Source organism: Fulvimonas yonginensis, from assembly GCF_037137055.1.
Classification (GTDB): Bacteria; Pseudomonadota; Gammaproteobacteria; order Xanthomonadales; family Rhodanobacteraceae; genus Frateuria_A; species Frateuria_A yonginensis.
Window position 1 is genome coordinate 57,885 of the sequence record NZ_JBBBNY010000008.1, and the last position, 13,582, is coordinate 71,466.

General features: G+C 70.9%; 14 protein-coding genes and 1 pseudogene. 8 read left to right on the top strand and 7 right to left on the bottom strand.

The features are described from left to right. Positions 1–12 precede the first annotated feature (12 nt). From WAT24_RS11565 to WAT24_RS11580, 4 genes are read left to right on the top strand one after another with little or no spacing between them, the layout of a single operon-like run. Positions 13–846, top strand: a complete 834-nt coding sequence (locus tag WAT24_RS11565) for an alpha/beta hydrolase (RefSeq protein ID WP_336808027.1) — start codon at positions 13–15, stop codon at positions 844–846. Then, on the top strand, positions 843–1,202 hold the full coding sequence (locus WAT24_RS11570) for an EamA family transporter (RefSeq protein WP_336808028.1): 360 nt from the start codon (positions 843–845) through the stop codon (positions 1,200–1,202). The genes WAT24_RS11565 and WAT24_RS11570 overlap by 4 nt, the downstream gene beginning before the upstream one ends. Further along, positions 1,199–1,609, top strand: a complete 411-nt coding sequence (locus tag WAT24_RS11575) for a DMT family transporter (protein WP_336808029.1) — start codon at positions 1,199–1,201, stop codon at positions 1,607–1,609. Before WAT24_RS11570 ends, WAT24_RS11575 begins: the two co-directional genes overlap by 4 nt. Positions 1,610–1,618: 9 nt before the next feature. Further along, entirely contained in the window at positions 1,619–2,830 is a 1,212-nt protein-coding gene (locus tag WAT24_RS11580) for a DegT/DnrJ/EryC1/StrS family aminotransferase (protein ID WP_336808030.1), read from the top strand. Between the two features lie 42 nt (positions 2,831–2,872). Here WAT24_RS11580 and WAT24_RS11585 read toward each other — a convergent pair whose 3' ends face one another. From WAT24_RS11585 to WAT24_RS11610, 6 genes are read right to left on the bottom strand one after another with little or no spacing between them, the layout of a single operon-like run. After that, positions 2,873–3,748: a hypothetical protein gene (locus tag WAT24_RS11585; RefSeq protein WP_336808031.1), complete on the bottom strand. Its 876-nt coding sequence runs from the start codon at positions 3,746–3,748 to the stop codon at positions 2,873–2,875. Beyond that, positions 3,745–4,812, bottom strand: coding sequence for a peptidogalycan biosysnthesis protein (locus WAT24_RS11590; protein WP_336808032.1), 1,068 nt, complete (start codon positions 4,810–4,812; stop codon positions 3,745–3,747). The genes WAT24_RS11585 and WAT24_RS11590 overlap by 4 nt, the downstream gene beginning before the upstream one ends. Before the next feature lie 5 nt (positions 4,813–4,817). Continuing rightward, positions 4,818–6,044 (bottom strand): beta-ketoacyl-[acyl-carrier-protein] synthase family protein, encoded by a 1,227-nt coding sequence (locus WAT24_RS11595; protein WP_336808033.1) that lies wholly within the window; start codon positions 6,042–6,044, stop codon positions 4,818–4,820. Continuing rightward, positions 6,041–6,325: an acyl carrier protein gene (locus WAT24_RS11600; RefSeq protein WP_336808034.1), complete on the bottom strand. Its 285-nt coding sequence runs from the start codon at positions 6,323–6,325 to the stop codon at positions 6,041–6,043. Before WAT24_RS11600 ends, WAT24_RS11595 begins: the two co-directional genes overlap by 4 nt. 33 nt (positions 6,326–6,358) lie before the next feature. After that, a complete protein-coding gene (locus WAT24_RS11605; protein ID WP_336808035.1) occupies positions 6,359–7,762 on the bottom strand; it encodes an aspartate aminotransferase family protein in 1,404 nt (467 codons plus the stop codon). Between the two features lie 14 nt (positions 7,763–7,776). After that, positions 7,777–8,481: an MtnX-like HAD-IB family phosphatase gene (locus tag WAT24_RS11610; protein WP_336808037.1), complete on the bottom strand. Its 705-nt coding sequence runs from the start codon at positions 8,479–8,481 to the stop codon at positions 7,777–7,779. A gap of 159 nt (positions 8,482–8,640) precedes the next feature. On the opposite strand from WAT24_RS11610, the gene WAT24_RS11615 reads away from it, so the two are divergent. Further along, positions 8,641–9,411, top strand: coding sequence for a COG4705 family protein (locus tag WAT24_RS11615; RefSeq protein ID WP_336808038.1), 771 nt, complete (start codon positions 8,641–8,643; stop codon positions 9,409–9,411). Between the two features lie 181 nt (positions 9,412–9,592). On the opposite strand, the gene WAT24_RS11620 is transcribed toward WAT24_RS11615, so the two are convergent. Next, on the bottom strand, positions 9,593–10,210 hold the full coding sequence (locus WAT24_RS11620; RefSeq protein WP_336808039.1) for a cation efflux transmembrane domain-containing protein: 618 nt from the start codon (positions 10,208–10,210) through the stop codon (positions 9,593–9,595). A gap of 191 nt (positions 10,211–10,401) precedes the next feature. Here WAT24_RS11620 and WAT24_RS16525 point away from each other — a divergent pair. The 3 genes and pseudogenes from WAT24_RS16525 to WAT24_RS11630 form a co-directional block, all read left to right on the top strand. Beyond that, positions 10,402–10,563: pseudogene (locus tag WAT24_RS16525) on the top strand (MerR family DNA-binding protein); the annotation flags it as partial. A 223-nt stretch (positions 10,564–10,786) separates the two neighbouring features. Further along, positions 10,787–11,539, top strand: coding sequence for a response regulator (locus WAT24_RS11625; protein ID WP_336808040.1), 753 nt, complete (start codon positions 10,787–10,789; stop codon positions 11,537–11,539). A gap of 4 nt (positions 11,540–11,543) precedes the next feature. Beyond that, a complete protein-coding gene (locus tag WAT24_RS11630) occupies positions 11,544–13,574 on the top strand; it encodes a PAS domain S-box protein (RefSeq protein WP_336808041.1) in 2,031 nt (676 codons plus the stop codon). The last annotated feature ends 8 nt before the right edge of the window (positions 13,575–13,582 follow it).

A 13,582-nucleotide genomic window follows, 5' to 3' on the forward strand; every position in this document is an offset into this window, starting at 1 on the left:
CGAGTACGCAGCGTGATCCGCAAGAGCGATTTCTACCTTGAGGGCGGCCGGCTCGGCGTCCTCCTGATCCACGGCCTGACCGGGACGCCGATGGAGATGCGCCTGCTCGGCAAGGGTCTGCACGGTGCCGGTTTCACCGTGCACGGCATGCAGCTGGCCGGGCACTGCGGCGACACCGACGACCTGCTCGCGACCGGCTGGCGCGACTGGTACGCGAGCGTGGAGGCCGCCGCCGACGCGATGCGGGCGAGGGTCGACCACCTGTTCGTGGGCGGCCTGTCGATGGGCGCGTTGCTCGCGCTCAAGCTCGCTGCCGACCGCCCGGGGCAGGTGGCCGGCGTGGGCGTCTACGGCGCCACGTTCCGCTACGACGGCTGGAGCATCCCGTGGCTGGCGCGCCTGTCGTTCCTGTTGCCGTTCCTCAAGACGCTGGGCCTGGGACGCAACCGCGTCTTCCTCGAGCAGCCGCCGTACGGCCTGCGCGACGAGCGCCTGCGCGAGCAGGTGAGCGCCGCCATGCGCAGCGGCGACAGCACCATTGCCGGGCTGCTGGGCAATCCCTGGCATTCGCTGGCCGACCTCTACCAGCTGTCGGCACGCGTGCGCCGGCAACTGCACCAGGTCACCGCGCCGTGCCTGGTGGCGCACGCCAGCGACGACGACGTGGCGAGCGTGCGCAACGCCGAGCTGGTGCTGCGCGGCGTGAGCGCGCCGTCCGAGCTTCTGCTGCTGCAGGACAGCTACCACATGATCACCATCGACAAGGAACGGCGCACGCTGATCGAGCGCTCCGCCCGGTTCTTCCAGGTGGTGGCGGCGCGCCACGGGCATCCCGTGCCGGCATGACCCCGCTCACCCTGGCCCTGTGGACGGCGAACATCGTGCTGGACAGCACCGGCCAGCTCGCCTTCAAGGCGGCGGCGGGCGACACGTCGGCGGGGGAGGGACTGGCGCGCTGGCGCTGGATGGCGGCGCGGCCCTGGCTCTGGCTCGGCATCGGTTGCTACGCGCTGGAGTTCCTGGTCTGGGTCGCGTTCCTGTCGCTGTTGCCGCTGTCCGAGGGCGTGCTGCTGGGCTCGATCAACATCGTGGCGATCATGCTGGCCGGGCGCTGGCTGTTCGGCGAGAAGCTCACCCGCCTTCGGCTGCTCGGCATCGCCCTGGTCGGCCTCGGCGTGGCCGTCGTGGGAGCGGGCGCATGAGGCGGTTCTACCTGGCCGGGTTCCTGCTGCTGATGGCCTTCGACACGCTGTCGCAGCTTTCCTTCAAGCTGGCCGGCCAGCATGCCCTGCCGGTGGCGGCGAACCTGGCCTGGGTGTTGCGGCTGCTGAGGGAACCGTGGATCTACGGCGCGGTGCTCGGCTACCTCGGGGCGTTCTTCACCTGGATGAGCCTGCTCAGGCACGCGCCGATCGGCCCGGCGTTCGCCGCGTCGCACCTGGAAGTGGTAAGCGTGATGCTGCTGTCGGTGTGGCTGTTCCACGAGCCGCTGACGGCGCCTCGCGTCGTCGGCGCCGCCGCGATCGTGGCCGGCATCGTGTGCCTGGGGCTGGCCGAGGCCCGCGAAGCGCATGCGATCGCCGGCGAGCCGGTGGCCGGGACGGCCTGAGCGATCGCGATGGCGCGCGCGCCCCGCCGCGAAATTCCGCCGACCGCCGGCCTGCCGTTGCGCCTGGCCGATCTGTGGCCCGGCCGTGCCGACCTGGCCGGGCGCCTCGCGGCCCAGCTGGAAACGCCCTCGCTGCAGCTGACCTGCTCCGGCACCGCCGCGCTGCTGCTGGCCTTGCGGGTGCTGCAGGCGCGCCAGCCGCGCCGGTCCGTGGTCGTGGTGCCGGCCTATACCTGCCCGCTGGTGGCGATCGCGGTGAACCAGGCGGGCCTGCAGCTGCGCCTGTGCGACCTGCGCCCCGGGCACTACGACATGGACCCGCAAGCGCTCGCCGCGGCCTGCCAGGAGGACACGCTGGCCGTGGTGCCCACCCACCTCGCCGGTCGCGTCGCCGACGTGGACACGACCGCGGCCATCGCCGCGCAGGTGGGCGCGTTCGTGATCGAGGACGCCGCGCAGGCGCTGGGGGCGCGCGACCGCGGGCGCAGCGTCGGGCTGCGCGGCGACCTGGCGTTCTTCAGCCTCGCCGCGGGCAAGGGCCTGTCGATCTACGAGGGCGGCCTGCTGCTGACGCGCGACCCGCAGTTGCGCCGGGCCCTGCACCAGGCGGGGACGCGGCAGGTGCCCCGTGGCCTGGCCTGGGAGGCCCGCCGGTGCGTCGAGCTGCTGGCGCTCGCCGCGCTGTACCGGCCGCGCGGGCTGGCGCTGGCCTATGGCCGTCCCCTGCGGCGGGCCCTGCGCCGCGGCGATGCGGTCGGCGCCGTGGGCGACGCCTTCCCGGCGACCGTTCCGCTGCACCGCGTCGGCCGCTGGCGGCAGGCGGTCGGGGCGCATGCCGCCGCGCGTCTTCCCGCCTTCCTGGCGGAGGCGCGCCTGCAGGCGCAGGCACGCCTGGCCCGGCTGCGACGTATCGAGGGCGTGGGCGTTCTCGACGACGCGCCCGGCACGCAGGGCACCTGGCCCTGCCTGCTGCTGCAGTTGCCGGACGAACGCAGCCGCGACGAAGCGCTGGCGCGGTTGTGGACCGCCGGCCTCGGCGTGAGCCGGCTGTTCATCCATGCGCTGCCGGACTACGCCTATCTCGCCGATCGGGTGCCGCACGCGCGGGTGCCGCAGGCCCGCGCGTTCGCGCAGCGCACGCTGACCGTCAGCAACAGCCCCTGGCTGGACGATGCCGCGTTCGACCGCATCGCCACGGTGATCGAACGGGTGGTCGGCTGAGCGCTCGTCCGGCGTGCGCTCTGGCCAGGTCGTGCCCTGGGATCAATCCGCCTCGACGCGCTCGCCGATGGCGGCCAGCAACCGTTGATTGAGCGCGTGCTGCTGCGCCTGCCAGCGCGCCAGCTCGCGCTCGTCCACCGGCGCCTGGCCGTCCAGCGCGGACAGGCGCCGCTTCCACCAGCTGCGGTAGCGGTAGGCGGAAATCTCGCCGGTGATGTCGCTGCCCACCAGCCCGCCGCGCAGGCTGCCGATGATGGCCAGCGCGTCGTCCAGCTGCAGCCGTCCCTGGTCCCAGTTGGTCATCGCCACCTCGGGCGCGAACACGTCCTTGTCGATGGACAGGTAGGTCGGCCGCGGCCGCGCGCGCTGCGCGGCGCAGAACGCTTCCACCAGGGCGGCCACCGTGTCGAAGCCGTGGAAGGCGCTGCCCAGGCCGGCGCGGCCGGCCCAGGACACGTCGACCCCGACGCTCCAGTAGCTCAGCCGGCCGCGACGCAAGGGAGCCAGGTAGTTTTCCCAGGCGCGGGCCAGGCGGATGTCGCCCGAACAGATGCCGACGACGTGCACGTGCTCCACCTGCGGCAACCGCGCCACGCGCCGGACCCAGGAGCCGCAGTGCACGCCGAAGGGATAGCGCATGTTGTCCGGATGGTTGTCCAGCACCACTACCTGGAACGGGCGGTCCGCCCGCACGCGCTCGATGAGCGGCCAGCTCAGGTGGTGGAAGTCGCCGCTGCCGAGCATGGCGGTGGCGTGGCCGGTGGGCCAGGCGTCGTCCAGGCCGCGCCGGAACCGCGCCAGCGTGCCCAGCGAACAGCCGAAGCGCAGCGACTCCTGCCAGTGCGCCAGCGGGATGACCAGCCGCTGCGCCAGCGGTCCGACCGAATGATCGATGTCCAGCACCAGCGGGCGGTTCACGTGGCGGCCTCCATCGGACTGGCCGCCTCGCCCTCGAAGTGCCCGGCCAGGCGACGGAGCAGGGCGCGCAGCAAGGGATTGCGCAGGTAGACGGCATGCCGCGTCGGGCTGAGCCGCGCGCCGAGATAGGCCTTGATCTGCGGGTCGGTCCAGCCGGCCACGTAGTGGCTTAGGCCGTGCATGCGCGCATAGTCCAGGTTGTGCATCCAGCTCACCGCGTAGAGGTTGTGCGCGCGGGCCTCCGGGTAGGCGAAGCCGACGTACTTGTCCACCAGCTTGCCGGCGTGGACGTAGCAGAGGTTCCAGCCGATCAGCCGCCCGGCGCTGCGGTAGGCGAACACCACCCCCGCGCTGGTCGCGTCCTGCAGGACGCGGCGCAGGAATTCCCGCCCGAGCAGGTCGAAGTGGATGGTGCTTTGCGCGTGCACGTTGCGGTACAGCGCATAGTACGCGTCGATCACGTCAGGGTCCGCGAAGGTCGGCGCACCGGTGGCGAGCGCCTCCACCTCCAGCTGCGCACGGGACCGCAGCTTCCGCCGGATGTCCTTGCGCCGTGCGGCCGAGAGCCGGGCGAGGTAGCCATCGACCGATCCGAAGTCGATCGGCACCCAGGCCAGCGGCATGCCTTCCAGCAGCACGAAGCCGCGGGCGGCCAGCTCGGTGGCGAGGGCCTCGGCCTGGGCATTGGCGGCTGCGTCCAGCAGCGGCGAGTCCTGCGGCAGGTCCTTGACGATGAGCAAGGCGCGTTCGCGTGCATAGGCCTCGAACAGCTCGCGCGCCAGCGCGGCCGGCGAGGCCTGCGCAGGCAACGGCGCGTACTCGGTCACGGTGCAGCCGACGAAGCGCGTGCGCCAGCGCAGCAGGTGCCCCCACGCGCGGTAGAAGGGCAGGCACCCGAGCCGTCGGCGCAGGGCGTCGTCGGCGGTGGTCAGCAGGTCGAACGGGGCCAGGAACGAGGGCATGCCGGAGGCCGTGCGCTGCGCCGTGAAGCCCTGTGGCGGATGCGCCACGAAGTGCTCGACCAGCGCCGCGGGCTCCAGTGCGGTGGAAAACGCCACGGGCATGCGCCTCAGGCCCGTTTCAGCGCCAGCACCGCGTTGAGCCCGCCGAAGGCGAACGAGTTGCTGAGCGCGGCGCGCACCGGCATCGCGCGCGCGACGTTGGGCACGTAATCCAGGTCGCAGGCCGGGTCGCTGCGCTCGAAGTTCGCAGTGGGCGGGACGATGCCCTCGCGCAAGGCGCCCAGTACCGCGACCAGCTCGAGCGCGCCGGAGGCGCCCAGCGCGTGTCCGTGCATGGACTTGGTGGAGGACACCGCCAGCCGGTCGGCGTGCCGGCCGAACACCTGGCGTACCGCGCGGGTCTCGCTGGGGTCGTTGGCGAGCGTGCCGGTGCCGTGCGCATTGACGTAATCGACATCCTCGGGCGCGAGGCCGCCATCCTCCAGCGCCTGGGTCATGGCGGCGACTGCGCCGGCCGGGTCCGGCGCCACGATGTCGCCGGCGTCGGCACTCATGCCGGTACCGACCAGTTCGGCGAGTGGACGGGCGCCGCGCGCCTGCGCGTGCTCCATCGCCTCCAGCACGAACACGCCGGCGCCTTCGCCGAGCACCAACCCGCGCCGGTCGGCGCTGAACGGCCGGCAGGTGTCGTCGGCGAGCACGCGCATGGCCTCCCACGCACGCAGCGCGCCGTAGGTGAAGCAGGCCTCGGTACCGCCCGTGACCACCACGTCCGCCAGGCCTGCGCGTATGAGCAGCGCGGCCTGCGCGATGGCGTGGTTGGACGAGGCGCAGGCGCTGACCACGCCGAAGGACGGACCACACAGCCCGTAGGCGATGCTGACCTGGCTGGTCGGCGCATTGGCCATCGCGCGCACGATGGTCAGCGGGTTCAGCCGGGTGGCGTTTTCCGCGTACAGCCGACGCGCCTGCTCGCCCTGGGTGTTCTCGCCGCCGACGCCGGTGCCGATGACCACCGCCGCACGCCGCTTCCGTTCCGCGGCGTTCCATTCCAGGCCTGCCTGCGCCACCGCCTCGCGCGCGGCCAGCAGGGCGAACTGGGCGGTGCGATCCAGCAGCGGCAGTGTGCGTTCGTCGAAATGGACGGTAGGGTCGAAGCTGTCCGGCACCTGCGCGGCCACGCGCACCCGCAGTTGCGAGGCACGCTCGTGGCGCAGCGGAGCGATCGCGCTGGTGCCCGCGCGCAGGCCCTGCCACAGGGCCTGCGCGCCCTCGCCGAAAGCGCTGACCGCGCCCATGCCGGTGATGGCGATGCGGCGCCCGGGGGTAATCACGCGGCGGCCTCGGCTCCGCCCGGCTTGGCTTCCAGCGCCGCCTTCACCGCGTTCAACAGGTTCTGCACGGTATCGCTGTCGAAGCTCGCCTGCGTATCGGGGAACACGATGTCGAAATGCTCTTCGATGTCGAAGATCAGTTCGATCGCCTCGAGCGAACCCACCCCGAGATCCTTCAGCGTGGCGTCCGGGCGCAGCGCGCCCGGCTCGACGTGAGCCTGCCTGGTGATGATGGCGAAGACCTGTTCGCGAATGGCTTCATCGGAAAGCGGTTGGTTCATGGTCGCCTCCACGGGGCGGTGTTGCGGTGGAGCCTAGCCGCGCTTGGCACGGGTCAGCAGCTGGTCGAGCAGCGCGATGGCCAGGTCGATCTCCTCGTGGGTGATGTCCAGCGAGGGCGCGAGCGTGATCACGTTCTTGTACCAACCGCCGACATCCAGCACGAGGCCGATCGGCTTGCCGTCGTGCTTGAGGTCGCCGGCCAGGCCGATGTCGACCATGCGGTCGAGCAGCGCCTTGTTCGGCGTGAAGCCGTCCTCGGTGCAGATCTCGGCGCGCAGCGCCAGGCCCAGGCCATCGACGTCGCCGATCTCCTTGTGGCGCTTCTGCAGGTCGCGCAGGCCATCGAGGAAATGCGCGCCCTTGGCCGGCACGGTGGTTTCGTAGTCGAGCTCGCAGCCCATCCGGATCACCTCCAGGCCCAGCGCGGTGCCGAGCGGGTTGGAGTTGAAGGTGGAGTGGGTGGAACCAGGCGGGAACACGGTCGGGTTGATCAGTTCCTCGCGCGCCCACAGGCCCGAGAGCGGGTTGAGGCCGTTGGTCAGCGCCTTGCCGAACACGAGCACGTCCGGCGTGACGCCGAAATGCTCGATCGACCACAGCTTGCCGGTGCGCCAGAAACCCATCTGGATCTCGTCGACCACCAGCAGGATGCCGTACTGGTCGAGCACCTTCTTGAGATCGCGGAAGAAGTGCCTGGGCGGCACCACGTAGCCGCCGGTACCCTGGATCGGCTCGACGTAGAAGGCCGCGTATTCGGCCTGGTTGACCTTCGGGTCCCAAACGCCGTTGTACTCGGTCTCGAACAGCCGGGCGAACTGGCGCACGCAGGCGTCGGAGTATTCGTCGGCGGTCATGCCCCTGGGCCGGCGGAACGGGTAGGGGAAGGGGATGAACATCGCGCGCTCGCCGAAGTGGCCGAAGCGGCGGCGGTAGCGGTAGCTGGAGGTGATCGACGAGGCGCCCAGCGTGCGGCCGTGGTAGCCGCCCTCGAAGGCGAACATCAGGCTCTTGCCGTTGCTGGCATTGCGCACGAGCTTGAGCGAATCCTCGATCGCCTGCGCGCCGCCGACATTGAAGTGCACACGGCCCTTGCGGCCGAACTTGCCCTGCACGTCCAGCGCGATCGCCTTGGCCAGCTCGATGCGGGTCTGGTGCAGGTACTGGCTGGCCACCTGCGGCAGCAGGTCGACCTGGTGCTTGAGCGTGTCGTTGAGGCGCGGGTTGGCGTAGCCGAAGTTGACCGCCGAGTACCACATCTGCAGGTCCAGGAACGGCACGTCCGCGCTGTCGTACATCCAGCTGCCTTCGCAGCGGCGGAAGATCTTCGGCGGATCCACGTAGTGGACGGTGTCGCCGAAGGAGCTGTACTGCGCCTCGTCGGCGAGCAGTTGCGCGTCGTCGATCACCAGGGAGGCGTGCTTGTCGAAAGCGTTCATCGGGCGTCCGGAGGCTAGGCGGGGATGGGGAAGGGGGAAGCCGGGGCAGGCTCGCCGGCGAGGCTGCCGTCGAGCAGTGCGGGCAGCAGCGCCAGTGCGTCGTCGAAGCAGGTGATCGGCGCATAGGGAATGCCGGCGGCGCGGCAGTGCTCGATCAGCCGGTGCTTGGCGAACACGAAATCCGCGCGGTCCGCCGCGCAGAAGTCGGAGGCGCCGTCACCGATCAGCAGCACCTTGCGCTCGCCGTCCCGCGCCTTCTCCACGCAGGCGCACTTGCAGGTGCCGCTGGCGCATCCGGCCGCCTGGAATGGCGAGGTCAGCTGCCAGTGCTGCGGTGGCGTACCGGGCCTCAGGTTATTCGCGGCGACCGGCAAGCCCTCCAGGCCGTGGCGGCGGAGCAGGCGGTCGATCGCATGGTCCAGGCCGTCGCTGACTACCTGGAGCGGCACGCCCCATCCGCGCACCGCCGCGACGAAGCCGGCGAAGCCGTGGTCGAGGGACAGCCCGTCGAGATGCGCATCGAGCTCTTCCCGGCTCATGTCCAGCAGGGCGACCTGGCCGCCCATGCAGGCGCGCGAACCGATCCGGCCCGCGCGCCAGTCGTGCTCCAGCTGTTCCCAGCCCGGTCGACCGAACCGGTCGAGCAGGGAATCGATGACGTCCTCGACGGAGATGGTGCCGTCGAAGTCGCAGAGGATGGTCCAGCCGGTCGGGCTCATGGGATCGCCAGGGCAGGGAGGCTGAAGGGGACACTAGCCACGCGATCTTTCCGGCTCCTTTCCCCATCCGGAGGGCGCCTTACCTACAGCAGCCCGTGCTAAGTCGGGTCTAAGTCCGCTGCACTAGGGTCGGACCAATCCATCGACGGCATCGACGGCATGCAACGACAGAGAGCGCCGAGCAAGGTACCCGAGGTCACCCTGGGCTTCTGGATCATCAAGATCTTCGCAACGACCCTGGGCGAAACCGGTGGCGACGCGCTGTCCATGTCGCTGGGCCTGGGCTACCTTCTCAGCACCGCGATCTTCACCGGCGTCTTCGCCGCGGCGGTGGCGGCACAGATCCGCGCGAGCAGGTTCCACCCGTTGCTCTACTGGATCGCGGTCATCGCCACCACCACGGTGGGCACGACCCTGGCTGATTTCGCCGACCGCTCCCTCGGCATCGGCTATGCCGGAGGCGCGGGCATCCTGTCGTTGCTGCTGCTCGCGTCGCTGTTCACCTGGTACAGAGTGCTGGGCTCGGTGAGCGTGGACACCGTGAGTTCGACCCGGAGCGAGGTCTTCTACTGGATCACGATCATGTTCTCGCAGACCCTGGGCACCGCCCTGGGCGACTGGACGGCCGACAGCATGGCCATGGGTTATCTCGGGAGCGCCGGCATCTTCGGCGCGCTCCTGCTGCCCATCGGGGCGGCCTACCTGTGGACCGGCGTCTCCCGCACGCTGTTGTTCTGGGCGGCGTTCGTGCTCACGCGCCCATTGGGTGCGGTGATCGGCGACTTGCTGGACAAGCCGGTGAACCACGGCGGCTTCGCCCTCAGCCGCTATGCCGCCTCGCTGGTCCTGCTGGGCTTGATCCTGCTGTGCATCGCGCTTTTCCGCCAACGTCCCGCCGGCGGGGGACGTGGAACCGTTCGAGCCGAATGACGGTACGGACGGATGGTGGCGGCCTTGCTCGGCTGCTAAATTGCGCATAATGTCTATTATGTCAAATACGATCTGGACGCTGATCTGGCGGGTTGGCGCGTTGCCGCCATCCTTGCCCGCCCTGCCGTTACGTAATCAGCTTCCGTCCAGAGCACCAGTGCGCGCATGGCCTGTGTGGCCCTCAGTGCGTTGAAGCCGCGGACCGCAGGTCCCTGGTCGCCGCGGCGCCGACCCGCGCGCCGGTGATGGCGAACAGCAATGCGACCGCGCCTCCGAAGACCAGATCCAGCCAGCCCCAGTCGGTCAGCGTCAGCAGCGCGGTGGTGAGCAGCACCGCCACGTTGCTCACCACATCGTTGCGCGAGCACAGCCACACCGAGCGCATGTTGAGATCCTGCGTCCGATACGGGGCCAGCAACAGCATGCAACTGGCGTTGGCCAGCAGCGCCGCCGCCGCGGCCCAGGCCATCACCACGGCCATCGGACTCGGCCCGGCCAGCGCCCGGTGCACCACCTCGCCGAGGATGGCAGCGGCAAACCCCAGCTGCACGACGCCTTTGAGGAGGGCCGCACCGGCGCGGGCGCGGACCGTGCCGCCGACCACCAGCAGGCTGACGCCATAGACGATGGCGTCGCCCACGCTGTCCAGCGAATCGCTCTGCAGCGCCGTAGACCGACCCCATAGGCCGGCACCGAACTCGCCAAGGAAGATCAGCAGGTTGACGAACAGCACGGCCCAAAGCACGCGACGCTGGGCGCCAGTGTGGGCCAACGGGCGGTCGTGATCGCAGCAGGACATGGCGGGTTTTACGGATCGGCAGGAAGCTAGGCTACTAGGTCCGCGCCAGCTACGGAGTCAACCATGCGCATCAGCGAGCCGGCCCGGAAACGGGAGGCCGCCCGGAAGCCGTGCGCCGTTACGAGCGCATCGGCCCGTCCGGATTCCGGCGACCACTCCCAGGGCCAGGGACGTCGACACCCCGCTTCATCGTGTGCAGCCGCGCACTGGGCTTCGGGCAGGACGCGATCCGCTGCCTGCGCGATCCGGCCCGCGGTGCGGACGCTCCCTGCGCGGGCATCGACAGGCTGGCACGCATCCACCTGGCTGAAGTGGAGGGAAAGCAGCGCGAGCTGGCCGCGTCGGCGGGCCAGCTGCGGCAGCTGATCGAAATGCGCAGCCAGGCACACGCCCCGCTTGCGTCATCCTCGAATCGCTGGACGCGCCGACGTCCGGCGCGCACGACGACGATGATGGCATCGTGGGCCGATTCGCGGCGCCGCTCCCGGTGTCCGCGAAGCGCCGCCACACCCGTGCGTGGCCGCCTTGTGTGTAACATCCTGCGAAGAAGCGTCTCCAAACCCGGATGGGCCCTGCGTGTCGGCACCTTCTTCCTCCAACCCCACGGAAGCCCCTCGCCAGACCCACCTGCTGGTGGTGGACGACGATGCGGAAATCGCCGCGCTGCTCAAGCGCTACCTGTCCACGCAGGGATTCCGGGTCAGCGCGGTCGACAGCGGCAAGGCGATGCTCGCCCTGCTGGCCGCCGACGGCGTCGACCTGGTGCTGCTGGACCTGGGCCTGCCCGGCGAGGATGGCCTGGAGCTGACGCGACACCTGCACGAGCACTGGCGCGGGCCGGTCATCATCGTGACCGGTCGCGCCGATTCGGTGGACCGCATCGTCGGGCTCGAGGTCGGCGCCGACGACTACGTCACCAAGCCGTTCGACCTGCGCGAGCTGCTGGCCAGGATCCGCAGCGTGCTGCGGCGGTCCGGCGAGCGCGCACGGCCCGCGGCGAACAGGCAGGCGCCCGCCTACCTGTTCGCGGGTTACCGGCTCGATCTGCACGGGCGCAACCTGATCGGGCCCGGCGGAGCCCCGGTGCCGCTCACCAGCGGCGAGTACGAACTGCTGCGCGTGTTCGTGGCGCATGCCAACCGGGTGCTGTCCCGCGACGAGCTGATGAACCAGCTCTACGGCCGCGACGCCGGCCCCTACGACCGCGCCATTGACGTGCAGATCGGGCGCCTGCGGCGCAAGATCGAGGCGGACCCGGCGTCACCCGCACTGATCAAGTCGGTGCGGGGCGCGGGCTACGTTTTCAGCGGCACCGTCCGCCAGGAGTGATGCCGTGTCGCTGCCCTCCCCCGCCGGCAACGAAGATCTTTTCCGCACGTTGTTCGAGACCGCGCCCGACGCCATGGTCGTGGTCGATCGCGAAGGCAACATCGTGCTGGCGAACCCGCAGGCGCACCGGCTGTTCGGCTACCCGCCGGCCGGCATGCTCGGCCTGCGCATCGAGAGCCTGCTGCCCGAGAGCGTGCGCGCCGCGCACATCGCGCACCGCTCGCGCTACATGGCGCAGCCGCGCGTGCGGCCGATGGGCGCCGGCTACGAGCTGACCGGCGTGCGCCGCAACGGCGAGGCGTTCCCGGTCGAGATCGCGCTCAGCCCGATCGGCACCGGCATGTTCGCCGCCTCGATCCGCGACATTTCCGAGACCCAGCGGGCGCGCCAGGCATTGCAGCGCGCCCGCTACGACACCTACCTGGCGCAGTTGGGCAAGCTGGTGCTGGAGTCCGGGCGCGAGGAGGCGGCGCTCAGGGCGGTGCTCGCCCTGCTGGCCGAGGCGCTGGGCGCCGAAGGCGTGGCGATCGCCTTTGGCGATGCGGACGGCTCGGCCCTGCCGGTACGCGCGGCCAGCGGCATCGCGGCGGCGCTGGCGCAGGCGCTCACCGATGCCCTGGGGCGTGACCGGCAGGCCGGGCAACTGGCCGGGCGCGAGCGTGCGGCACGTACCCTGGCGCACGAGGCGGCGGCCGACGATCTGCCCGCGCTGCGGGCCACGCTCGCCGCGCACGGATTCGGCGACGCGGCGATAGTGCCCCTGCTCGATCGCCAGGAGCCGGGCGTCCTGCTTGCGCTGGCGCGCGAGCCCGGCGCCTACGACAGCGACAAGCTGCATTTCCTGCAGCTGGCCGCCAACATGCTGGCCGCGGCGATCCAGCGCAGCCGCAGCGAGGAGCAGCTCTCGCATGCCCAGCGCCTGGACGCGCTCGGTCAGCTCACCGGCGGTATCGCCCATGACTTCAACAACCTGCTGACCATCGTCTCGGGTAACCTGCAGATCCTGGATGCCGAGTACGGTGACCGCACCGCCGACGCGCACGAGCTGATCGAAAGCGCCTCGCGCGCGGTCGACCGCTGCATCAACCTCACCCGCAAGCTGCTCGGCTTCGCGCGGCGGCGGTCGCTGACGCCGCGGCCGGTGCGCCCGCAGCAGGCCTTTTCGGAACTGGCGGACATGCTGATGCGCACGCTCGGCGCACGCATCCGCGTGAGCCTGGACTGCCCGAGCGACGTGCCGGCCGTGCAGGCCGACGCGGGCGAGCTGGAGACGGCGCTGGTCAACCTCGCGCTCAACGCACGCGATGCCATGGCCGAGGGCGGATTGCTCTCGATCAGCGCGCGCGAGCGCCGCATCGACGCCGGAGCCGACGGCCAGCTAGCGCCGGGGCGCTACGTCGCCTTCGTCGTGGAAGACAACGGCAGCGGCATGTCGCGCGAGGTGCTCAACCGCGCGCTGGAGCCCTTCTTCACCACCAAGGATGCCGGCAAGGGCAGCGGCCTGGGCCTGAGCATGGTCTACGGCTTCGTCAAGCAGTCCGGCGGGTACCTGGCCATCGAAAGCCAGCCCGGCCAGGGCACGCGGGTGGAGCTGCTGCTGCCCGTCGCCCACGGCGTGCACGAGTCGCCGGCCGTCGCGCGGGACACGACCGTGGCGTCCGGGCACGTGCTGGTGCTGGTGGTCGAGGACGAACCGGGCGTACGCAAGGTGGCGGTGCGCTTCCTGCGCTCGCTCGGCTACGACACGCTGGAGGCCGCCGATGCCGCGCAGGCGCTGCGGCAACTGCGCGACGAGCCCAGGATCCAGCTGCTGTTCTCGGACGTGGTGCTGGGCAGCGGCCAGACCGGCTTCGAGCTGGTGCGGCAGGCCCGCGCGCTGCGCCCACGCTTGCCGGCGCTGCTTGCCTCCGGCTACGAACGCTCGGCGATCGGTGCCGACGAGGCGGCCCGCAGCGGCGTCGAGCTGCTGCGCAAGCCCTACCGCCTGGAGCAACTCGGCGAGGCCCTGGCGCGCGCGCTCGAACGAGGCGACTGAATCGCCCC